Source organism: Bradyrhizobium sp. ORS 285 (assembly GCF_900176205.1).
In the GTDB taxonomy this organism is placed as follows: domain Bacteria; phylum Pseudomonadota; class Alphaproteobacteria; order Rhizobiales; family Xanthobacteraceae; genus Bradyrhizobium.
In genome coordinates this window covers 6747171-6768888 of record NZ_LT859959.1, presented here as the reverse complement: position 1 = coordinate 6768888, position 21718 = coordinate 6747171, and the positions used below count along the sequence as shown (strand labels likewise).

18 protein-coding genes are annotated in these 21718 nt (G+C 66.4%); 7 read left to right on the top strand and 11 right to left on the bottom strand.

Annotated features, from left to right (window positions below):
• Window positions 1-21: 21 nt before the first annotated feature.
• Window positions 22-333 carry a hypothetical protein gene (locus BRAD285_RS30300; RefSeq protein WP_006614137.1) on the bottom strand — a complete coding sequence of 104 codons (312 nt, stop codon included), beginning with the start codon at window positions 331-333 and terminating at the stop codon, window positions 22-24.
• Between the two features lie 298 nt (window positions 334-631).
• Here BRAD285_RS30300 and BRAD285_RS30295 point away from each other — a divergent pair, with 298 nt between their 5' ends.
• Window positions 632-2620, top strand: coding sequence for a methyl-accepting chemotaxis protein (locus BRAD285_RS30295; protein WP_006614138.1), 1989 nt, complete (start codon window positions 632-634; stop codon window positions 2618-2620).
• 80 nt (window positions 2621-2700) lie between these two features.
• Here the strand turns inward: BRAD285_RS30295 and BRAD285_RS30290 are convergent, their stop codons facing one another.
• From BRAD285_RS30290 to BRAD285_RS30280, 3 genes are read right to left on the bottom strand one after another with little or no spacing between them, the layout of a single operon-like run.
• The gene (locus BRAD285_RS30290; protein WP_006614139.1) at window positions 2701-4965 is read right to left on the bottom strand and encodes a xanthine dehydrogenase family protein molybdopterin-binding subunit; all 2265 of its coding nucleotides are present in this window, start codon (window positions 4963-4965) and stop codon (window positions 2701-2703) included.
• Window positions 4955-6013 (bottom strand): xanthine dehydrogenase family protein subunit M, encoded by a 1059-nt coding sequence (locus tag BRAD285_RS30285; RefSeq protein ID WP_006614140.1) that lies wholly within the window; start codon window positions 6011-6013, stop codon window positions 4955-4957. The genes BRAD285_RS30290 and BRAD285_RS30285 overlap by 11 nt, the downstream gene beginning before the upstream one ends.
• Window positions 6010-6504, bottom strand: coding sequence for a (2Fe-2S)-binding protein (locus tag BRAD285_RS30280; RefSeq protein ID WP_006614141.1), 495 nt, complete (start codon window positions 6502-6504; stop codon window positions 6010-6012). The genes BRAD285_RS30285 and BRAD285_RS30280 overlap by 4 nt, the downstream gene beginning before the upstream one ends.
• 200 nt (window positions 6505-6704) lie before the next feature.
• Here BRAD285_RS30280 and BRAD285_RS30275 point away from each other — a divergent pair, with 200 nt between their 5' ends.
• Window positions 6705-7304: a TetR/AcrR family transcriptional regulator gene (locus BRAD285_RS30275; RefSeq protein WP_006614142.1), complete on the top strand. Its 600-nt coding sequence runs from the start codon at window positions 6705-6707 to the stop codon at window positions 7302-7304.
• Window positions 7305-7315: 11 nt separating this feature from the next.
• Here the strand turns inward: BRAD285_RS30275 and BRAD285_RS30270 are convergent, their stop codons facing one another.
• The 4 genes from BRAD285_RS30270 to BRAD285_RS30255 all read right to left on the bottom strand — a co-directional run bounded on the left by BRAD285_RS30270 (window position 7316) and on the right by BRAD285_RS30255 (window position 10493).
• Window positions 7316-7834 (bottom strand): hypothetical protein, encoded by a 519-nt coding sequence (locus BRAD285_RS30270; protein ID WP_006614143.1) that lies wholly within the window; start codon window positions 7832-7834, stop codon window positions 7316-7318.
• Complete coding sequence (locus BRAD285_RS30265; RefSeq protein ID WP_175345163.1) at window positions 7821-8108, bottom strand: hypothetical protein; 288 nt, start codon at window positions 8106-8108, stop codon at window positions 7821-7823. Before BRAD285_RS30265 ends, BRAD285_RS30270 begins: the two co-directional genes overlap by 14 nt.
• A gap of 75 nt (window positions 8109-8183) precedes the next feature.
• Entirely contained in the window at window positions 8184-8885 is a 702-nt protein-coding gene (locus tag BRAD285_RS30260) for an alpha/beta fold hydrolase (protein WP_006614145.1), read from the bottom strand.
• Window positions 8886-9692: 807 nt separating this feature from the next.
• Window positions 9693-10493 (bottom strand): IclR family transcriptional regulator C-terminal domain-containing protein, encoded by an 801-nt coding sequence (locus BRAD285_RS30255; protein WP_035648051.1) that lies wholly within the window; start codon window positions 10491-10493, stop codon window positions 9693-9695.
• A gap of 210 nt (window positions 10494-10703) precedes the next feature.
• Between BRAD285_RS30255 and BRAD285_RS30250 the strand changes: the two genes are divergently transcribed.
• On the top strand, window positions 10704-12062 hold the full coding sequence (locus BRAD285_RS30250; protein WP_006614147.1) for an aromatic ring-hydroxylating dioxygenase subunit alpha: 1359 nt from the start codon (window positions 10704-10706) through the stop codon (window positions 12060-12062).
• 289 nt (window positions 12063-12351) lie between these two features.
• Window positions 12352-13791 (top strand): glutamine synthetase family protein, encoded by a 1440-nt coding sequence (locus BRAD285_RS30240; RefSeq protein WP_006611905.1) that lies wholly within the window; start codon window positions 12352-12354, stop codon window positions 13789-13791.
• Window positions 13792-13797: 6 nt separating this feature from the next.
• On the opposite strand, the gene BRAD285_RS30235 is transcribed toward BRAD285_RS30240, so the two are convergent.
• On the bottom strand, window positions 13798-14502 hold the full coding sequence (locus BRAD285_RS30235) for an SDR family oxidoreductase (protein ID WP_006611906.1): 705 nt from the start codon (window positions 14500-14502) through the stop codon (window positions 13798-13800).
• Between the two features lie 285 nt (window positions 14503-14787).
• Here BRAD285_RS30235 and BRAD285_RS30230 point away from each other — a divergent pair, with 285 nt between their 5' ends.
• Window positions 14788-16392, top strand: a complete 1605-nt coding sequence (locus BRAD285_RS30230) for a hybrid sensor histidine kinase/response regulator (RefSeq protein WP_006611907.1) — start codon at window positions 14788-14790, stop codon at window positions 16390-16392.
• 62 nt (window positions 16393-16454) lie between these two features.
• Window positions 16455-17468 carry a magnesium and cobalt transport protein CorA gene (locus BRAD285_RS30225; RefSeq protein WP_006611908.1) on the top strand — a complete coding sequence of 338 codons (1014 nt, stop codon included), beginning with the start codon at window positions 16455-16457 and terminating at the stop codon, window positions 17466-17468.
• Between the two features lie 163 nt (window positions 17469-17631).
• On the opposite strand, the gene BRAD285_RS30220 is transcribed toward BRAD285_RS30225, so the two are convergent.
• Both BRAD285_RS30220 and BRAD285_RS30215 read right to left on the bottom strand, forming a co-directional pair.
• A complete protein-coding gene (locus tag BRAD285_RS30220; protein WP_006611909.1) occupies window positions 17632-19251 on the bottom strand; it encodes an ABC transporter substrate-binding protein in 1620 nt (539 codons plus the stop codon).
• A 79-nt stretch (window positions 19252-19330) separates the two neighbouring features.
• Window positions 19331-20602: a hypothetical protein gene (locus tag BRAD285_RS30215; RefSeq protein WP_035646346.1), complete on the bottom strand. Its 1272-nt coding sequence runs from the start codon at window positions 20600-20602 to the stop codon at window positions 19331-19333.
• A gap of 116 nt (window positions 20603-20718) precedes the next feature.
• Between BRAD285_RS30215 and BRAD285_RS30210 the strand changes: the two genes are divergently transcribed.
• The gene (locus tag BRAD285_RS30210; protein ID WP_006611911.1) at window positions 20719-21447 is read left to right on the top strand and encodes an SDR family oxidoreductase; all 729 of its coding nucleotides are present in this window, start codon (window positions 20719-20721) and stop codon (window positions 21445-21447) included.
• Window positions 21448-21718: the final 271 nt, after the last annotated feature.

Here is a 21718-nt window from a genome sequence, read left to right as displayed (position 1 = left end):
GTGCCGTTGCGACACAAGCGGTTAACGCGCCTTAAGAGCTTCGTGCAGCGCCGCGGCGGCGTCGCGCAGTTGCGACCGGTGAAAGTCGTCATCCGCGGGAATCGCCCCGACGCTTGCGGCGAGCTCGGTGAGGATCGCGGCGAGCAGCCCGTAGTTCAGGTGCATGTGGATCGACTTGCGGACGTCCTCTGCTCCCGGCCGCTCCAGGGTCAGCGCCAGCCCTGAGGGTTCGAGATGCACCTCGAAGCGTGAGGACCGTTCGAACGTGCCGACGTAGAACTTGTCGGGATATTCCAGCGCGATCTCGGCCTTGTCGGGCACCGGCTTCGACATGGGCGGCTCCTCAATGGGGATACGCCGCATCCTCGCAGATGCATTTGGCGCAGCCTTGCGCCAGATCAGAGGCCGCATGCCGCTGCACGGACCTCGGACGGCAGAGGGTGCGCCGGCCGCGAGCCGTAATCCTACGGACGGCGAAATTTACATTCCTTGAACAAGCATTGTCGAACCATTCGGCATTTGAATTCGGCGCCGGTTTCGGACCGAAGCGCGATCTCGTCAATGATGACGAGGTGAGGCCTGCAAGCCTTGCCGCGATCGCATACCCCCCATCAGGAATGCGTCGTCCGACATGAAAATGCGTTTGTCGATCTCCGCGGTCATTGCCGCGTTCGGCCTCGTGCTCGCTTTCGGCTTCGGAGCCGTGGTGCTGACCAGCGCCTATGCGCTTCGCGAGCTCAAAGTCGGCGGGCCGCTATACGACAAGATCAAGCTCGGCAATGATCTCGTCGCCGACATCCTGCCGCCGCCGGAATACGTGATCGAGGCCTATCTCGAGGCGACGCTGGCGTTGCGCGAGCCCAAGAATGTGGACGTGCATGTCAAGAAGCTGGCGCAGCTCAAGAAGGACTATGAAGACCGCAAGGCGTTCTGGACCGGCTCGCCGCTCGAGCCCGATCTGAAGTCGCTGCTGGTCGAGCGGTCCGACGCCGAGGTCCGAAAGTTCTGGCAGGCTGCGGAAAGCGAGCTGATCCCGGCGTTGCGTGCCGGCGACACGGCCAAGGCGGATGCGGCCTATGCCCGGCTCCGCGACGCCTATGCCGCGCACCGGGCGGTGATCGACTTGCTGGTCGAGAAGGCCAACAAGCTGAATTCGGATATGGAGGCCACGGCGGCAGCCAAGGACAGCAGCATCTCCGTCGTGGTCTGGACCGTGGCCGGCATCGTGCTGGCGGTCGTGGTCGCGGGAATGTCGGGCCTCGTGATCGGCGTCGTTCGACCGCTGTCGCGCATGACCGGCTTGATGCGGCGCATTGCCGAGGGCGAACTGGCCACCGAGATCCCGTATGCCGAACGCGGCGACGAGATCGGCGCGATGGCGCGTGCGCTGGACGTGTTCAAGACCAATGCGATCGAGAACAACAGCCTGCGGGACAAGCAGGACCGCGACCGCACCGCGGCCGAACAGGCGAAGAAGCGGGCCATGCTGAACATGGCCGACATCATCGAGCGCGAGACCGGCACGTCGGTCGAATCAGCGGCGAGCGCCTCGCGGCAGGTCGAGGCCGTGGCCAGCGGACTGTCCAACCTCGCGCACGAACTCTCTGCCGACGCCCAGTCCGTCGCGGCGGCCTCGGAGCAGTCGCTCGCAAACGCCCAGACCGTCTCGTCGGCGGCCGAGCAGTTGAGCTCGGCGATCCGCGAGATCTCCAGCCAGGTCGCGCGTGCCAGCACCCTGACCAAATCGGCCGTCGGCGGGCGCGAAAGGGCCAAGACCACGATGCTGTCGCTGAGCCAAGCGGTCGATAAGATCGCCGAGGTGTCGAACCTGATCGGCGGCATCGCCGGACAGACCAACCTGCTGGCGCTCAACGCCACGATCGAAGCGGCGCGAGCAGGTGAGGCCGGTCGCGGCTTCGCGGTGGTCGCCGCCGAGGTCAAGTCGCTGTCGGATCAGACCGCCAAGTCGACGGAGGAGATCTCGCGCCTGATCGGCGAGGTGCAGGCCACCACGCAGGCGACCATCGATGTCGTCGAAGGCATCGGCAGCCAGATCTCCGAGATCGACGAGGTGGCGGCCTCGATTGCCGCCGCGATGGAGGAGCAGCACGCGGCGACGCAGGAGATCAGCCGCTCGGTTCACTCTTCCGCGAGCGCCGCGCGCGATGTCTCGTCCAAGATCGGCAATGTCGGCAAGGACGCCGGCATGGTGAATGATCGCGCCGCGGAGGTCCGCAGCGCGATCGGCGACGTCGCCTCCAGCCTGAGCTCGCTGCGGACGACGCTCGTGAAGGTGGTCAGGACGACGACCGCCGAGGCCGACCGCCGGCACGCGCCGCGATTCAAATCCAGCCTGCCGATCAAGGTCATCGACGCCAACAAGGGGGTGGTGAAGGCCGAGCTGGTGGACATCTCGGAGGGCGGCGCCTGGTTCCGCTTCCAGCCCGAGCCGGGAATCGGCGATCGCGGTGTTCTGCAATTCGCAGGTTTCGACCAGGATGTCCCCTATCTGGTTCGCGGCCGCGACCGCGACGCGTTGCGGGTCGAGTTCGATCTCGGCGCCAAGCGCGAGTCCTTCGTGGCCTGGTTCAAGTCGGCCTTCACGCGCGAGGCGGCCTGAGCCGCGTGTGTCGCTGTACAAACGCAAAAGCCTCCGCCGGATGGGCGGAGGCTTTTTTCTTGACGCGCGTGCCGTGTCCGTCAGGCCTTGCGCACGAGGTCGCTGATCCGCACCGGGAAGCGCCTGATGCGAATTCCCGTCGCATGCGCCACGGCGTTGGCGACCGCACCGGCGGAGCCGGTGATGCCGATCTCGCCGACGCCCTTGATGCCGAGCGGGTTGACGAACGGATCGTGCTCCGCGACCGTGAACGCCTCGATTGCCGGGACGTCGGCATTCACCGGCACATGGTACTCGCCGAGATTGGCGTTCATGATCCGCCCGCTGCGGCGGTCGGTGACCGCCTCCTCGTGCAGCGCCAGCGAGATGCCCCAGATCATGCCGCCGACGAGCTGGCTCTTCACCAGCTTCGGATTGATGATCCGCCCCGCCGCGAAGGCGCCGACCATGCGGGTGACGCGGACCTGGCCGAGATCGGGATCGACCTTCACCTCGGCAAACACGGCGCCATGCGAATGCATCGCGTACTGCTCGTTGGCAGCCGGATCCGGCATGCCGCTGCCGGAGCCGTCGACCTCGTCGAGGCCGGCGCGCGCGAGGATGTCGGCATAGCTTTCGCCGCGGCCCTCATCGTCGCGTCGGAGCAGGCGGCCGTTGCGCGCGATCACCCCGGCATTGCCGGCGCCGTACAGCGGCGACCGCTGGTCTGACGTGGCCAGTTCGGCGAGCTTGGCGATGACGGCGGCGCCCGCATTGTGGATCGCGGTGCCGACGGTCGCCGTGTGCGCCGAGCCGCCGGCGATGCCGGCATCGGGCAGATCCGACGTGCCGGCCTTGAACGTCACCTGGTCGAGCTCGAGCGCGAGCGAATCCGCCGCGACCTGCGCCAACGCGGTCCATGCGCCCTGGCCCATGTCGTGCGCGCCGCTCTCCACCACGCCGGAGCCGTCGCGCCGGATCACGGCGCGCGCCTGGCCCGCGAACATCAGCGCATGGAACGTCGCCGTGCCCATGCCCCAGCCGACCAGGAAGCCATCCTTGTCGCGCATCATCCGCGGTTTCATCGGCCGCTCCCACCAGCCGAAGCGCTCGGCGCCTTGCGTGTAGCACTCGCGCAGCGCCTTCGATGAGAACGGCTTGCCCGTCGAAGGCTCGACCTCGGCGTAGTTCTTGACGCGGAAGGCGAGCGGATCGAGGCCGCAGGCTTCCGCCATCTCGTCGACCGCGCTCTCCAGTGCGATCGATCCCGGCGCGATGCCGGGGGCGCGCACGAACAGCGGCGTGCCGGTGTCCATGCGCACGGCGTCATAGGTCGTCGCGATCGCCGGCGCCGCGTAGAGCGTGTGGGTCACGTGGGCCGCCGCTTCGTAGAAATCCTCGAAGCTCGACGTCGCGATCCGCGCGTGGTGATGGATGCCTGCGAGCTGCCCAACATTGCTGGCACCGAGGCGCAAAGTCTGCCGGGTCGGCGAGCGATGGCCGAACGGGCCGTAGAGCTGCTCGCGGCGCGCCACGAGCTTCACCGGCCGGCCGACCATTTTCGCGGCGAGAATGCCGAGCACCTGCGGCCCCGCCATCAGGCCCTTGCCGCCAAAGCCGCCGCCGAGAAACGGGCTACGGATCAGGATATCGTCCGGCGCGATGCCGAACAACTCGGCGAGGCGCGCGCGCATCATCACGAGACCTTGCGTCGGCGTGTCGATGACGAGCTTGTCGCCCTGCCACTCGGCGACGATCGCATGCGGCTCCATCGCGTTGTGATAATGCGGTGGCGTCTCGTAGATCGCGGTGATCTGCTTGTCGCTGCCAGCCAGCGCAGCCTCGACATCGCCATGGCGCTGCTCGGCCGGCATGCCCATGCCGACGACCGGCGGCACATAGGCCGCTTCAGCATCGAGGCCGATGCGCGCCGGCTCAGCCTCGTAGCGCGGCGCGAGCAGGGCGGCGCCTTCGGTCGCGGCTTCCAGCGACTCCGCGATGACGACCGCGATCGGCTGGTTGGCGTAGCGCACGCGATCGTTCTGCAGCGCCTCGAAGCGGAACGAGAACGGATTCGGCTTGCCGTCGGGGTCGGAATATAGCGGCGGCCGGTTGGCGGAGGTCATCACCTCGACGACGCCGGGATGCGCCTTGGCAGCCTCGACATCGAGCGCGGCGACACGGCCGCGCGCGATGCTGGAGGTCGCGATCACGGCATAAAGCAGGCCGGGCGGATTGTTGTCCGCCGCGTAGGTGGCGCGGCCCGTGACCTTGGCGAGACCGTCGACGCGCGACAGCGGCTGGCCGACGTTCGAGCCATGGCGGAGATGGGCGGGATCGCGGGAGAGATTGAGCTCAGGCGTCATGAAGTGCTCCTGGAACGGCGGAGAAGGGCGAGGCCGGCAGCGCCGGCATGCGCGACGGCGTGCCTTGCGCTGCGGCCTGCAGGGCGCGCACGATCAGCTGGCGTGCGAGCGGGATCTTGTAGGCATTGTCGCCGGACGGCTGCGCGCCACGCAGCGCGGCTTCGGCGGCGCGTTCGAACGAGCCGTGCTCAGCCGGCTGCCCGTCGAGCAGCGCCTCCGCCTCATGTGCGCGCCATGGCTTGGCGGCGACGCCGCCGAGCGCGAGACGCGCCTGCTTGATGCTGCCGTTCTCGATGACGAGGCCGGCCGCAGCCGAGACGACGGCGAAGGCGTAGGAGTTACGCTCGCGCACCTTGAGATAGCGCGCGTGCTTGGCGAAGCCGCGCGCGGCCGCCGGCAGCCGCACCGCCACGATCATCTCGCCTGGAGTGAGCTCGCTCTCACGCTCCGGCGTGTTGCCGGGCAACAGATGCAATGCCTCCAGCGCGACCTCGCGGCGGCCTGCTGCGCCTTCGATCTCGACGATCGCATCGAACGCAGCGAGCGGTACGCAGAAGTCGGACGGATTGGTGGCGATGCAGGCATCGCTCCAACCGAGCACGGCGTGCTGGCTGTTCTCGCCGTCGCGGGCATCGCAGCCCGATCCAGGCGCGCGCTTGTTGCAGGCCGAGGCGGTGTCGTAGAAATAGGCGCAGCGGGTCCGCTGCAGCAGATTGCCGCCGACGGTCGCGGCGTTGCGCAGCTGCGCCGAGGCGCCGGACAACAGCGCTTCGGCCACGGCGGGGAAATCGCGCGCGAAGGACGCCTCGTGAGCGAGATCGGCATTGCGCACCAGCGCGCCGATCCTGACGTCGCCGTTGCCGAGGGTCTCGGTCCGCGTCAGCTCCTTGATCTGGGTAATGTCGACCAGCCGCGCCGGCCGAACGACATTTCCCTTCATCAGATCGAGCAGATTAGTGCCCGAGGCGAGATACGCCGCGCCCGGCGCGCCGGCCGCCGTGATCGCTTCGGCGACCGTGGCGGGCTTCACATAGTCGAACCGGTTCATGCTGCGCGCTCCTTCTCGTCCGCCAGCGTCGCCTGCGCATCGAGCACCGCCTCGACGATCCCCACATAGGCGCTACAGCGGCAGAGGTTGCCGCTCATGCCCTCGCGCACGCGCTCGGGATCATTGCCGGCGTGGCCTTCGTTGATGAGACCGACCGCGCTCATGATCTGGCCCGGCGTGCAGAAGCCGCATTGCAGGGCGTCGTGGGCGATGAACGCTTCTTGCACGGGATGCAGCTGATCGCCGTGCGCGAGGCCTTCGATGGTGGTGATGGCGGCGCCGTCGAGGCTGAGTGCGAGGGTGAGGCAGGAATTGATGCGGCGCCCGTCGACGAGGACGGTGCAGGCGCCGCACTGGCCGCGGTCGCAGCCCTTCTTGGTGCCGGAGAGATGGAGGCGCTCGCGCAGGAGGTCGAGCAGCGTGACCCGAGGGTCGTCGAGCGCAAGCGTGCGCGGCTCACCGTTGACGGTGAGTCTGACAGTCCAATTCATGCGTTGTTCCGATCGAAGCGATGGCCTAATCGGATCGCAGCGGGCACGGCCTTACGGGCCGTGGTCCGACCAGATCCAGCGACCGCGGGACGACGAGCTGAGGAAAAGTTGGCTGTCCCCGGGGTGGCAGGTCTAGTTATACGGAGGGTTCCTCCGTTTAGCAAGTGGACATGAACGGTCCGTCATCAAGAGCTGGTGAGATGGAGACGAAACCACAAGAGCACCATCGCAAGCCGCGCGCCGACGCGCAGCGTAACCGCGAGCGTGTGCTCGAGGCCGCCAAGGCGGTGTTCAGCGTCGGCGGCGCGGAGGCGAGTCTGGAGGCGGTGGCGCGCCAGGCCGGCGTCGGCATCGGCACGCTGTATCGTCATTTTCCCACGCGCGAGGACCTGTTCGAGGCGGTGTATCGGAGAGAGGTCGAGCAGCTCGCCGAGCTGGCCGAGGAGCTGAAGAACGAGACTTCGGCGGTCGAGGCGCTCCGGCGCTGGCTGCGCTCGACGGTGCAGTTCGTCGCCACCAAGAAGGGCATGATGGCCGCACTCGCGATCGTGATGAATGCCAACTCCGAACTGTCAGCCTATTCGCACGCCCATCTCACCCGCTCGATCGGCGCGCTGCTCGCCCGCGCCGTCGATGCCGGCGAGATCCGCAACGACATCAGCGCCGATGACGTCCTGCGCGCCCTGATCGGCATGTGCTACATGCACGACCAGACCGGCTGGCAACAGAGCGTTCTGCGGCTGTTGGATGTGTTCGTGGATGGGTTGCGGGTAAGCAACGGGCGAGTCGGGGATACGTAGCCACCTCCCGCTCAGCGGGGCGGGAAGAGCAACAAAGTCAGCAACGTCAGGAACGCGTCCTGGCTTTGTGTGCGGGCGGCCTCGAACCTCGTCAGCGCAGCCCGCGCCATTCTGATGGCCGCCTGTGCATCCAGACTTTTGACGCGGATCATCGGATTGTAGTCGGCCTCATGCCGCTTCTCTTGCAGCTCCAGAACAGCGAACGCGAACGCTTGGAGGTTTGCTCCAAAGCTTCCAGAAGGCGCAAACGGCAGGTATTTGGCGGAGAGTTTCGACTTCTTGACCTCTTCGCAAAGCAGTCGGAGGTCTCGATGATCTACGGATCTGTAGCCGAGAGCGTATAAAGGTGTCCCTTGTTTCGTCTTGCCGACGAATTGATCCGCAGCAGCGATCTGCGTCGCATGAAATAATCCGTAGTAGGCAGCCGAAATTGCGCGACGAATATTGACCTGCCGCGGCGGCCCAGCCGCCGGCGGAACGATCAACTGCTCCGCCTGCTGGAAAAGATGCTCCGGATTAAGTATCGCCAACGACTTCGTTCTCCGCCTCGTACTCGATCAGCGGAAAACGGTCCTCGCCTGCGGCCTGGAGCTGCTCTTGGATCTGGACCAACGTGTCCAGAACGGCTTCTCCGCCAATGTCGGTGCCTTCGATGGGGCTCACCACTATCGTAATCCGCAGCGCGTCACGACCTTCAGAATCCGCGTAGGGCGCCGTCGTGACGTCAGTCACTGCGGCCGAGCTGCTCAGATTTGCAGTGGCAACCTCGCGGGCGATTTTTGCGATTTTGGCGTTGTCCAGCATCGTCAAATTCTACGCTTCATCTGGGAAAGTTGCCACCGGCGATCGTGCTGAGCCTTGATCGGCGCAGCGGCAGGGTCACCCCCGCAACCACTCCATCAGCGCCTGTGCCGTCTCCTCCGGCTGCTCGGGCTGCGGCAGGTGGCCGCAATTCTCAAGCACGACCAGCCAGCTGCCGTCGATGCCGTCGGCCATCTCCTTCGACAGGCTATTCGGAATGGTGTTGTCGCTGTCGCCGGTCAGCACCAGGGTCGGACAACGGATCGCCGTGAGCGTCGGCCGCGAGTCCGGACGCGCCATGATGGCGGTGAGTTGCTGGATGAAGCCGATGACGCCGACTTCCTCGGCCATGTCGTGCACCATCTGGCGCAGCCGCGTATCGTCCTGGCGCGAGGGATGGACGAAACCCGCGAACAGCTCGTCGACGACGGTGTGATAGTCGCCGTCCTTCGCGCGCGTGATCATCGTCCGGCGGCGCGCGCTCGCCTCGGGCGTATCGGGCCGCGCCTGGGTGTTGATCAGCGCGAGGCGGCCGACGCGCTCGGGCGCCTGGCGCATGATCTCGAAGGCGATGTAGCCGCCCATCGAATGGCCCGCGAGCGCGAAGCGCGGCGGCGCCTCGGCCAGGATGCGGCGCGCGATCGCGGCCATGCTGTCATCGCGGATGTGGTTCGCCACCATGACCGGGGCAACCCGCCACAGCGCCGGAACCACCGGCGCATAGATGCGGGGCGACGAGATCAGCCCGGGCACCAGCACGAGCGGCAGCGCGTCAGTCATGGCATTTCCCCCTGGGACGGCGTTCCGCTCGCTGAAATCGGGTGTCGCTCGCCCGACATGCCATTTACGCGCGAGATGCCGTCGATGTCCAACGAAGTCGTTCGCTTCGAGTTGCGCCGCCAGAGCGGCGGATCTCGTGTACAGCTTTGCCCGGATGATCCGGCCTGACGGGAGCATCGGCTTCAAGCGCGCCGACGGGGAATGTTGGATTCTATGGAAGCCCGGCGGCCGAGCCGAGAGCGCTCGTGCGATCATTCGCGGCAAACTGGTGGCAGCGTCCGCAATGCGCCGCTTTGCTCCCGATCCAATGACTTCCGTTCCGCACCCCGTCACCACCGCCAGCAGCGTGATGATACCTGGAAGCGTTCTCAATCGTGGCAGGCGCGCCCGAGGTCACGATAATATCACGTAATTGGCAGGCGAGGCGCCACCGGGGGCGATTGCGACCATAGCGATTAGTTCGAGCGCGGCGTAACTTCGGAGCGCGGAGCCGATGCCGGAAATCCCTGCGCAACTCAGGGCACCGGTCGCATTGCGGTCGCTGCAGGGATGTCGGAGCTGGCGTCGCAGGCTGCGTGCGCCGGGTGCAGCGGTCGTCGTTCACGTTTACGCGCGGACGTGAATCTTGGCTTGTGCGAGGAGGGCCGTCTGCGGCGCGAAAGTCGCGCGTGGCGGCGCTTGTGATCCGGCTGCAGAGCCGGCGCTCATGAGCAAACGTGCGCGGAGCCGAACGCGCTGATCGCGATGCGCAACATGGCGGCGCTGCCGGTGCCGGCAAGGCCGGCCATGCAGTGGATGGTGAAGGGATCAGACCAGCAGCGGCTGGACCGTGGCTGCCAGCTGCTTCAGCAGCGGCAGGAAACGCTCTTTCATCTCCTCGACCGTGATCCGGTCGACGTGCCCGCCGATGTTCGCCGCGGCGATGATCGCACCGTCATAGCGGCGGATCGGCACCGAGATCGAGCGGAAGCCCTGTTCGGCTTCGCCGTCGACCAGCGAATAGCCGTCGCTCCGGACGGCGATGATCTGCGCGAGCAGCGCCTCCTTGTCGGTGATGGTCTGCGGCGTCATCGGCGCGAGTGTCATCCGCGCGACGATCTCGCGCAGCTGATCATCCGGCATCCGGCTGAGCAGCGCGCGCCCGACCGAGGTGCAGTAGGCCGGCAGCCGATAGCCGATCTCGAGCCCGGCGGAGAACATCCGCGTCGGCGTCGCCCGCGCGATGAACACCACGTGCTCACCATCGAGAACGGCGAGTGAGCAGACCTCGTGCGCCTGTGTCGCCGCGATGTCCATCAGCGGCTGTACCACGGTGTTGATCTGGTTGGACGCCAGGTAGCTGGATGCTAACAGCAGCACGCGTGGTGTCAGCGAGAACAGCCGATCGTCGCCATGAACGAAGCCGGATGCCTTGAGAGTCAGGAGAATGCGCCGCACCGTCGCGCGGGCGAGACCTGTGAGTTCGGCGGCCTTGCTCAATGTCATCGGCCGGCCCTCGCGGCTGAAGGCTTGGATCACCCGCAGTCCACGATCGAGCGCTTCGACGAACTCAGGCCCGTCGCCACGCGCCTGCTTCTTCTCCTCATCAGTCCGCTTCAGTTTTGGCATCGGCCTGACACGATCCGCTGTTGTTGTTTTCGGCCGCAGTGAAGCTGCCGCCCGTTTGCCCTTCGGCTTCGGTTGTAGCTTTTTCACTTGCGCTTCTCCCCACTTAAAGCGAATCTAATCTTGGCGAACATGTGTTCGGCTAGCGAACATTATTAGATGATCGCGTGACGTCAACGCCCGACTTGCGACGGAACCGGAGAGACAGCCATCATGATGAGCAAGGAGCAGAACGACCTGATCACGCGCATCGGACCTGACGCCCCTGCCGGTAAACTGATGAGGATGTACTGGCAGCCGGCTGCCCTGGTGGATGAGCTCGCGGGCGAGCGGCCGGTGCGCGCGGTGAAATTGCTGGGCCAGCAATTTGTTCTCTTCAAGGATGCGCAGGGCCGCTATGGTCTACTAGACCGCGATTGTCCGCACCGCGGTGCGGACCTCGCCTTCGGGCGTCTCGAACACGGCGGCCTGCGCTGCTCGTTCCATGGCTGGCTGTTCGACGTCGACGGGCAGTGCCTGGAAACCCCGGCCGAGCCGGCCGGCTCTCCGCTTTGCAAGAACGTCAAGCAGCGCTCCTACCCGGTGATCGAGAAGGGCGGCATCCTCTGGGCGTGGCTGGGCGAGGGCGCGCCGCCGGCATTTCCGGATCTCGACTGCTTCACCGCGCCCGACACCTACACCTTCGCCTTCAAGGGCCTGATCGAGTGCAACTGGCTGCAGGCGCTGGAGGTCGGCATCGATCCGGCGCACGCCTCGTTCCTGCATCGCTTCTTCGAGGACGAGGACACCTCGACCGCGTATGGCAAGCAGTTCCGCGGCGCCTCCGCGGACAGCGAACTGCCGATGACCAAGGTGCTGCGCGAATATGATCGCCCGATCATCAATGTCGAACGCACCGAATACGGCCTGCGCATCATCGCGCTGCGCGAGATCGACGCCGAGCGCACCCATGTGCGCGTCACCAATCAGCTGTTCCCGCATGCCTTCGTGATCCCGATGAGCACGGAGATGACGATCACGCAGTGGCACGTGCCGGTCGACGACGAGACCTGCTACTGGTACGCGATCTTCACCAGCTATGGCGCGCCGGTCGACCGCGCCAGGATGCGCGCGCAGCGTCTCGAGCTCTATGAGCTGCCGGACTACCGCTCGCGCAAGAACAAGAGCAACGATTACGGCTTCGATCCGCGGGAGCAGGCGACCGCGACCTACACCGGCATGGGCAACGACATCAACGTGCACGACCAGTGGGCGGTGGAGTCGATGGGGCGTATCCAGGACCGCACCCGCGAGCATCTTGGCCAGTCCGACAAGGCGATCATCCAGTATCGCCGGCTGCTGCGCGAGCAGATCGAGACGGTCGCGCGCGGCGAGCTGCCCATGCTGCATCTCGACGCGGCTGCCGCCCGGAGCGTGCAGGGCCCGGCGACCATGGACGGCATCGGCCCGACCCGCGGCTGGGAAACCTATTGGATGGAAGTCGACGTCCGCCGCCGCCGCAACGCCCCCTGGGCCGCGCCGGTGCCAGCGGATATCATCCGCCTCGCGCCGCACCTGAGCGCTGCGGAGTAGGCTAAGCGTGATTGAAATACGAACAGCAAGAGTGATTGGCGAGCACTGGCCCCGGACGCAGTGCGCTCCCTCTCCCCGTTCTTCACGGGGAGAGGGTTGGGGTGAGGGGCAGCCACGCGCACCGACCGCGCGGAGAGCCCCCCTCACCCGGATTGCATCTGACGATGCAATCCGACCTCTCCCCGCCCTAGCGAAGCTTAGCTTCGCCCTGGCGGGGCGAGGTAAGGACAGTGCCCGCTCGCGGGCAGGAATTTGATCATGCAAGTTGCCACCTCATCAGGAGCCATCGTTGAGTTTCGTCGCCAGGCATCAGCTATGGACCGCTGAGCAGACCGAGGCCGCAGTCCGCATGCGCCGGCTCGCTGAGGAGCACGGCCTCACCACCATCCGCCTCTCGTTCCCCGATCAGCACGGCATCCTGCGCGGCAAGGCGCTGACCGTCGACGCCGCGCTGGCCTCGCTGGAGGACGGCTGCTCGATCACGACGACGCTGCTCGCCAAGGATACCTCGCATCGCACGGTGTTTCCGGTGTTCACCGCCGGCGGCGGTTTCGGCATGGCCGAGATGCAGGGCGGCAGCGATGCGCTGATGGTTGCCGATCCCACCACGTTCCGCGTGCTGCCCTGGGCGCCCGGCACCGGCTGGGTGCTGTGTGATCTCTATTTCGCGAATGGCGCGCCCGTCCCGTTCGCCACGCGCAATCTGTTGCGGTCCGCGCTCGCGACACTCGATCAGCGCGGCTATCAGTTCAAGGCCGGCCTCGAGGTCGAGTGCCACATCTTCAAGGTCGAGGACCCGCGTCTGGCGCCGGCGGATGCCGGCTCGCCCGGACAGCCCGGCGTGCCGCCGGCGGTCAGCCTGCTGACGCAGGGCTACCAATATCTCACCGAGCAGCGCTTCGATCAGATGGAGCCCGCGCTCGAGATCATCAGGGCCAATCTCAACGCGCTCGGACTTCCGTTGCGTTCGATCGAGCTCGAATATGGCCCGAGCCAGTGCGAGTTCGTGCTGCAGCCCGGCATCGGCATGGAGCCTGCCGACACCATGGTGCTGTTCCGCAGCGCCGTGAAGCAGATCGCGCAGCGCCATGGCTATCACGCCACCTTCATGTGCCGGCCGCGCATTCCCAATGTGATGTCGTCGGGCTGGCACCTGCACCAGTCGCTGGTCGCGCGCGACGGCAGCAACGCCTTTATGACGGAGGAGGCCGAAGGTTTGTCGGCGCTCGGCCGTGCCTACATGGCCGGCCTGCTCGCGCATGCCCGCGAAGCCGCGGTGTTCTCAACCCCGACCATCAACGGCTACAGGCGCTATCGCGCCTACTCGCTGGCGCCGGATCGCGCGATCTGGGGTCGCGACAACCGCGGCGTCATGATCCGCGTGCTCGGCGGCCCCGGCGACCGCGCCACACGGTTGGAGAACCGCATCGGCGAGCCCGCCGCCAATCCCTATCTCTACATGGCCTCGCAGATCGCGGCCGGCCTCGACGGCATCGACCGCAAGCTCGATCCCGGCCCGTCGGCCGACGTGCCCTATGAGACCAAGGCGAGCCTGCTGCCGAAATCGCTGCGCGAGGCCGTTGATGCACTGAAGGACGACGCGTTCTTTCGCGCAGCCTTCGGTGCCACCTTCATCGACTACTACACCTTCATCAAGAACGCCGAGATCGAGCGCTTCAACGCCGAAGTGTCCGACTGGGAGCAGCGCGAATATTTCGAGATGTTCTGAGGCGCCTCACACGCTCCTCGTCAATCCACCGTCGACCCGGATGTTCTGCCCGGTGATGTAGGCCGCGCCGTCGGAGGCGAGGAAGGCGATGGTCGCGGCGATCTCCTCGGCCTTGCCGTAGCGACCCATCGGCACCGTGCTGCGGCGCTCCTCGGTCGCGGGCAGGCTGTCGATCCAGCCCGGCAGCACGTTGTTCATTCTGACGTTATCTGCGGCGTATGTGTCGGTGAAGATCTTGGTGAACGACGCGAGCCCGGCGCGAAACACGGCCGAAGTCGGAAACATCGCCGAGGGCTCGAACGTCCAGGCGGTCGAGATGTTGATGATCGCGCCGTTCTTCTGCGCCTGCATGATCGGCGTCACGAACCGCGTCGGACGGATGACGTTCAGCAGGTAGGTGTCCATCCCGGCGTGCCACTGCTCGTCGGTCAGCTCCATGATCGGCGCGCGCGGGCCGTGGCCGGCGCTATTGACGAGCACGTCGACGCGACCCCACCGGCTCATCGCGCCGTCGACGAGGCGCTTGAGATCATCGTTCGATTTGTTCGAGCCGGTGACGCCGAGGCCGCCGAGTTCGGCTGCCAGCGCTTCGCCCTTCCCCGAGGACGACAGGATCGCGACGTGAAAACCATCTGCGGCGAGACGGCGAGCGGCTGCCGCGCCCATGCCGCTGCCGCCCGCGGTGACTAATGCGACCTTGTGTGCTGCCATGACGGTGACTCCTGCCCTGATGATCGGAGCACCGATGTAGCGCGGTTGTTCCGGCATCGTCGAGGGCGTGCTGGGTCCGTGCGGCGCGCTGTATCTCGTTCCGCCGGGATGGTTCCAGCGGCGGCTCGTCGCATTTTCGTGAGGGGGCCGTCGGCTGGTCTCACACAACCCTACCTGCGGGAACCCGAGCCCCTCCAGCGGCATATCGATAGGCGCCTGCATTGGAACATTTGGCGCACGCGCGACCCCCGCGCGTCACCACTGACCAAGGTGGAGCAGAGAACGATGTCAGAGCACAAGCCGCAGCGCGATCGGGCGGTCGTCGACAGCGGCGACGCATCCGATCTGTCGTCGGAGCGCCACGACATCTTCTTCGCGGCGGTCGAGACCACGCGGATGCCGATGATCGTCACCGATCCGCGCCAGAACGACAATCCAATCCTGTTCGCCAACCGCGCCTTCCTGGAGATGACCGGCTACCGGCTCGCCGAGATCGTCGGCTCCAATTGCCGCTTCCTGCAAGGGCCCGACACCGATCGCGACACCATCGACGCCGTGCGCACCGCGATCGCCAACCGCCAGGACATTGCGGTGGAGATCCTGAACTACCGCAAGAACGGCGCCGCGTTCTGGAATGCGCTGTTCATCAGCCCGGTCTACAACCGCGACGGCGAGCTGGTTTATTTCTTCGGCTCGCAGCTCGACGTGTCGCGCCGGCGCGACGCCGAGAGCGCGCTGGTGCAGTCGCAGAAGATGGAGGCGATCGGCCAGCTCACCGGCGGCATCGCGCACGACTTCAACAACATCCTGCAGGTGATCATCGGCTACACCGAGACCTTGCAGGGCGCCGTCAGCGAGCTCGCGCCGCGGCATCGCCGCGCCGTCGACAACATCCGCTCCGCCGCCAATCGCGCCGCGACCCTGACGCAGCAATTGCTGTCGTTCGCGCGCAAGCAGCGGCTCGACAGCCGGCCGATCAACCTCAACAACATGATCGAGACCATGGTGCAGATGGCGCGGCATACTCTCGGCGAGAGCGTGCGCATCGTGGTCAAGCCGCAGCCGGACCTGTGGAACAGCCGGGTCGACCAGACCCAGGCGGAGGTCGCGCTGCTCAACCTGTTCGTCAATGCGCGCGACGCCATGCCGGAGGGCGGCACGCTGACGATCCGCACCGAGAACAAGGAGATTTCGGATGAGGACGTCGTGCAGTTCGGCGTGCCCAAAGGCGGCCGCTATGTCGCGCTCAAGGTCTCCGACGACGGCGTCGGCATTCCGCACCACATCCTCGCGCGTGTCGCCGAGCCGTTCTTCACCACCAAGGAGGAGGGCAAGGGCACCGGGCTCGGGCTCGCGATGGTCTATGGCTTCACCCGCCAGTCCGGCGGCAGCACCTACATCTACAGCGAGCTCGGGCTCGGCACGACGGTGCAATTGCTGTTTCCGGCAACCGAGCAGGCGATCGCCGCGCCGTCGGTGCGCCCACAGATGGCGATGGATCGCACCGGCAGCGAGCGCATCCTGATCGTCGAGGATCGCGCCGAGGTGGCCGAGCTCGCGCGCTCGATCCTGGAGGATTTCGGCTACCGCACCGAGGTTGCCGCCAACGCGCATGCGGCGCTGGAATTGTTGGATTCGGAGACACGCTTCGATCTGCTGTTCACCGATCTCGTGATGCCCGGCGGCATGAACGGCACGGTGCTGGCGCGCGAGGCGCGCAAGCGCCAGCCGAAGCTGAAGGTGCTGCTGACGACGGGCTATTCCGATGCCGCCGTCGAGCGCGCCGACGCCAACATCGGCGAGTTCGAGATCATCAACAAGCCGTACCGCCGCACCGATCTGGTCCGCCGCGTGCGGCAGCTGCTCGACGGCCCGACGGGCGTGACCTGATGCGCCGCTTGACCCAGCGAGTCCTCGCGTCGAAAGTCGGTCTTGCGAGCGGAGAACCAGGGATGCGCCACGTCACGATTCAACCAGCAGCCGGTGGCCCGCGCGAGCCCGGCGTGGTCGCGGCCGGCGTCTACGCCAATGGCCATCGCGTCGCCGATATCGCCATCGAGGATGCCGGCGAATGGAGCCGGCGGCCGGGCCATGTGGTGTGGATCGGGCTGCACGAGCCCGATGCGGCGCTGCTGCAGCGGATCGCCGATCAGTTCAATTTGCATGAGCTGGCGATCGAGGACGCCTCCAAGGCGCATCAGCAGCCGAAGGTCGAGCGTTACGGCGATGCGCTGTTCGTCGTCGCCCGCACCGCGCAGCTCGTCAAGGATCACATCGTCTTCGGCGAGACCCATATCTTCGTCGGCCCCGGCTTCGTCGTCTCCGTGCGCCACGGCGCCTCGACATCCTATGGGGCGGTGCGCGAGCGTTGCGAGAGCTGTCCGGGCTCGCTCGCCAAGGGCGAGGACTACATCCTCTATGCGATCCTCGACTTCATCGTCGACAACTACCGCCCGGTGACCGAGAGCATCATGGCCGAGGTCGAGACCCTGGAGGAGGTCGTGCTGCAGCGTCCCCTGGCGCGTCACGAGGTCGACCGGCTCTATCGCCTGCGTCGCGATCTGCTGCGGCTGCGCCGCGCCGTCGGCCCCGTCGTCGACGTCTGCAAGCGGCTGGAGCATGTCGACAATGTCGCCATCGACGCCGAGATGGCGCCGCTCTTCCGCGACGTGCTCGATCACGCCAAGCGCGCCGAGGAGGATGCGGACTCCTTGCGCGAGATCCTCGCTTTCGTGTTCGAGGCCAGCATGATGGCGGGACAGGCGCAGCAGACCGACATCGCCCGCCGGCTGGCAGCCTGGGCCGCCATCCTCGCGGTGCCGACCGCAGTGGCGGGAATCTACGGCATGAACTTCGAGCATATGCCGGAGCTGAAATGGCAATACGGCTACTACGCGGTGCTCGGCTTCATCGCGGTGGTGTGCAGCGTGCTGTACTGGCAGTTCCGCCGGCGCGGGTGGCTGTGAGGGCGGCGATCGGCTGCGTTATCTCCATCGAGCATTGAAGGAAAAGTGCAAGCCGCGATGACGGTGCACCCTCTCCCGCAAGGGGAGAGGGTACACCGGTGCCGTGGCGAGAAGGGTGATCATGCTGCCAGCGAGGACGGACCAGCCTGTCCCGACTGATACGCTACCCCTTCACGAACTGCCGATAGTCCGGCTCGCGGTGAAACCAGAACTCGTAGCCGCTCACCGCCTTCTGCATCGCGACGTCGTGGATCGGCTGGTTCAGCGGCACCACCGGGACCTCGCGCATGCACAGTCCGATGAAATCCTTCACGGTCGTCTCATATTCCGCCGCGTCCGTCGTGAAGCGCGCCTTGTCGATCAGCGCATCCATCTCCTTGCTCTGGTAGGACGAGATGTTGAAGATCGAATTGCGGCCGTGGAAATTCCAGTAGAAGTAGTATTCGGGATAATCGAGCCAGCCTGAGAACCGGTTGAGCGCCATCGGCAGCTCCTTCTTGTTCAAGGTCGTCCGCCAGTTGGCGCCCGGGATCTTGTCGATGGACGCCTTGATGCCGATCTTGGCGAGATTCTCCTGGATCAGGATCGCGGTGGGCTCGCCGACCGTGGCGGTACCCGCGTCGAGCGACAACGTCGTCTCGAGACCTTCCAGGCCGGCCTCCTTCATCAGCGCTTTGGCCTTGTCGAGATCGGTCACATAAGGAAACGGCTGCGGCCACACCGGCTTGGTCACGTCACCAGCGCCGCCATACATCGGCACCGCGCGCCCGAAGAACGCGCTTCCCTGGATCTGCTCATAGGGCATCGCCCAGGCGATCGCCTGGCGCAGCTTGACATTGTCGAACGGCGGCTTCGCCGTGTTGAGCGCGACGTACCACAGTGCATTCGGAATCGGCACGCCCGTCACCTTGACCTTGCCCTCCTTGATCAGCTGATCGAAGTCGCGCGGCGCGAAGCCGCTGGAGAGATCGGCATCGCCGCGTTCCAGCATCGCCCGCCGCGTGCCGGCAGAGGGGATGTCGCGCGCGATCACGCGCTTGATCTTCGGCAGCGGCCCGCATGTCCATTTGTCGAACCGGCTGAGAATGGTCTCCGTGCCGGGCTTCCAGCTCTCCACCTTGTAGGCGCCGCCGCCGGCCTCGTTGTTCTTCAGCCAGGCCAGCGCCCATGGATCCTCGGCGGTCGCGTTCTTCCTGGCGAGCTCCGAATTGATCACGAAGGGCACGACCACCGCGACGTTGAACAGCAGCATCTTGTCCTTGCGGATGTAGTCGATGCGGAAGGTGTGGTCGTCGACCACGACGAACTGCTCCGGCTTCTCCAGCGAGCCCGCCGACATCTGGAAGGTCGGGAAGCCGCCGACCGAGACGGCGCGGTCGAACGACCACTTCACGTCCTTCGCGGTGACCGGCGTGCCGTCATGGAAGGTCGCGTCCTTGCGCAGCTTGAAGGTGCAGGACATGCCGTCGGCGGCGACCTCCCAGCTCTCGGCGAGCTCCGGCGCCAGCGTCGCACGATCATAGGAGATGGTCCCGTCCGGCAGCGTCTTCGCCGCGTAGCTGAGCAGCCGGTCGTAGCAATTCCAGGCGAGCCCGTTCACGGTCTGGTTCGAGCCGACGCCCTGCATGTCCAGCGAGTTCGGCCCGAGCTCCTGCACCACCAGCAGCGTCTCGGCGCGGCCTTGCGCCAGCGCGACGCGCGGGCCAAAGGCGCTGAGCCCTGCGGCGCCAAGGCCGCCGAGCACGAAATGGCGGCGTGTCAAATCGAAATGCGAGCTGCTCATGGAGACCCCCCTGCGGCGTGATACGATTGACGTTGAGGAAGGCAAGGCGCGTGCCACCATCGCCAGGCCAATGGCGCGCTCACGCCGCGGCGGATCGTCCCTGATGCGCGCGCCACCAGCCGGCGATCGCGTCGGTCAGCTCATCCCACATGGCGGTGGGCAGATCGGGCACGGCCACGCGGACGCTGTAGCAATCGGTGGTGGCGTCGTGAAACCATTCCGTCGCGGCGAAGTCGAAGCCGAAGCTGCCGGCGTGGCGGATCGGCAGGCCGTCGCGCCTGAGGTCGTCGCTCATCGCTGCCGCGGCTTGCCGGGCCGTGGTCTCGTCCAGCGGCGTGCGGCTCGCCAGAGTGACGTAAAGGCCGTGCGCGTAGTCCAGCTCCGCGGTGAGGCCGCGCAGTGCCGCGGCAAACCGGTACCGCGCGCGGCGGCTGTTGCGCAGAATCGCCGCCATGCGCCGCGCCGTCAGCGCGCGATAGTCTCGCGTGCCGACATAAGGCGGAAAATGCGCCGGCAGCGCCGCGCCGCCGAGCAGTCGGACAGCGTTGCGCGTCTGCTCCGGCAACGCGGCGAGCGCCTCCGGCACGTGTGTCCAGTCGACGAAGGCGACCGAGCCCAGACGGCCATATTCGGCGCCGAGCGAATCCAGCTTGGTGTGGCTGCGCACCATTACGACCGGCACGCGCGAGCGTCGCGCCCATGCGAGCACGCGGCGGATGCGGCCCGAACCATTGGCAAAGCACGTCGTGTCGAAGATCAAGAGATCGAGCGCCGGGCGTCGGCAGCGCAGCACGGCTTCGAACCGCGCGGCCGTCGTGCTGGAATCGAGCAGCAGCAGCCTCGCTTTGGATGATCGCTGCGCCAGCGCGTCGGCGAGGTCGCGCGTCAGCGCCAGGGGATGCAGATGCCGCGCATGCGCCTCGACCAGCTCCTGGGTCTCGCCATAGGAGCCCGGCAGCATCAGCAGGTCAGCCTCGCCGAGCACCGGCCGCGTCGCCAGCAGCAGCGCCGCAATCGCCGCCATGCCGGAGATCGTATAGAGCGTGTCCGCGATATCATTGCCGGCCGCATAGAACGACGGCCCGCGCACCTCGAGATCCGCGCGCTGATAGTCGTAGGCGAACGCGAACGGGCCGGCGCGGTGATCGTCCGCGTCCGCCCAGGCCGTCTCGGTCGCGGTCCAGTCGTTCAGGGCGTGCTCCGCCTTGAGCGCGGCGGCGAGCTGAAACTTCTGCCTGATAACCTCGCCGACCGTGCGAGGCATCGGCAGCGCGTGCGGCCGCCGCAGGCAGCCGTTCAGGAGCTTGAGTTCCTGATGCTTGCGGGCGAGATAAGCGTCGATCGTCTCCATCGGACTCATCGTTGGTGCGGTGGTGAGCAAACGCGCGGATGGTGTGTTGGGTCCAAACCGATCAGCAGCAGGCGCATCCGAACTGCGCTAGGATGTGTCCCAACAGGGAGGATGCGATGACCAGGGAACTCGAAGGCAAGGTGGCGGCCGTCACCGGTGCGGCGTCAGGCATCGGGCTCGCCAGCAGCGAGGCGATGCTGGCCGCCGGCGCGCGCGTCGTCATGATCGATCGCGACGCCGCCGCACTGGCGCGCCTGCGCGAGCGCCATGGCGACGCGGTGATCCCGGTGGTCATCGACCTGCTCGATGCGACGGACTGCGCCACCCTGTTGCCGCGCGTGCTCGACGCGGCCGGCCGGCTCGACATCTTCCACGCCAATGCCGGCAGCTATCTCGGCGGCGATCTCGTCGACGCCAAGACCGATGCGATCGACCGCATGCTCAATCTCAACGTCAATGTCGTGATCAAGAACGTCCGCGACGTGCTGCCGCACATGATCGCGCGCGGCTCCGGCGACATCATCGTCACCAGCTCGCTGGCCGCGCACTATCCGACGCCGTGGGAGCCGGTCTATGCCTCCTCGAAATGGGCGATCGACTGCTTCGTGCAGACCACGCGCCGCCAGGTCTTCAAGCACGGCATCCGCATCGGTGCGATCTCGCCGGGCCCTGTGGTGACCGCGCTGATCGCCGACTGGCCGGCCGAGAAGCTGAAGGAAGCGCGCGAATCCGGCAGCCTGCTGGAGCCGGCCGAGGTCGCCAATGTCGTGATGTTCATGCTGACGCGCCCGCGCGGCATGACCATCCGCGACGTCGTAATGCTGCCGACGAATTTCGATTTGTAACCGGGTGAGTGATCGATGGGCGCCGTCGCGACAACTTCAGTTTAGCTCGCCACGCCCGCGCCAGGAAGATTGCATATGAGCAAAGCTCGCAGCCGCAGCGCGCCTCCCACCGTCCTTCGAGACGCCCGCCTCGGGCGGGCTCCTCAGGACGAGGCCTGTTTCGCGACGGGATTCTCAAACCCTCTCCATGAACACGCCTCTCGAGGTGTTCATGGTCGATGTGCAGGACCGTCCTCGGTGTCAGACCCTCATGGTGAGGAGTGCCGGCTTC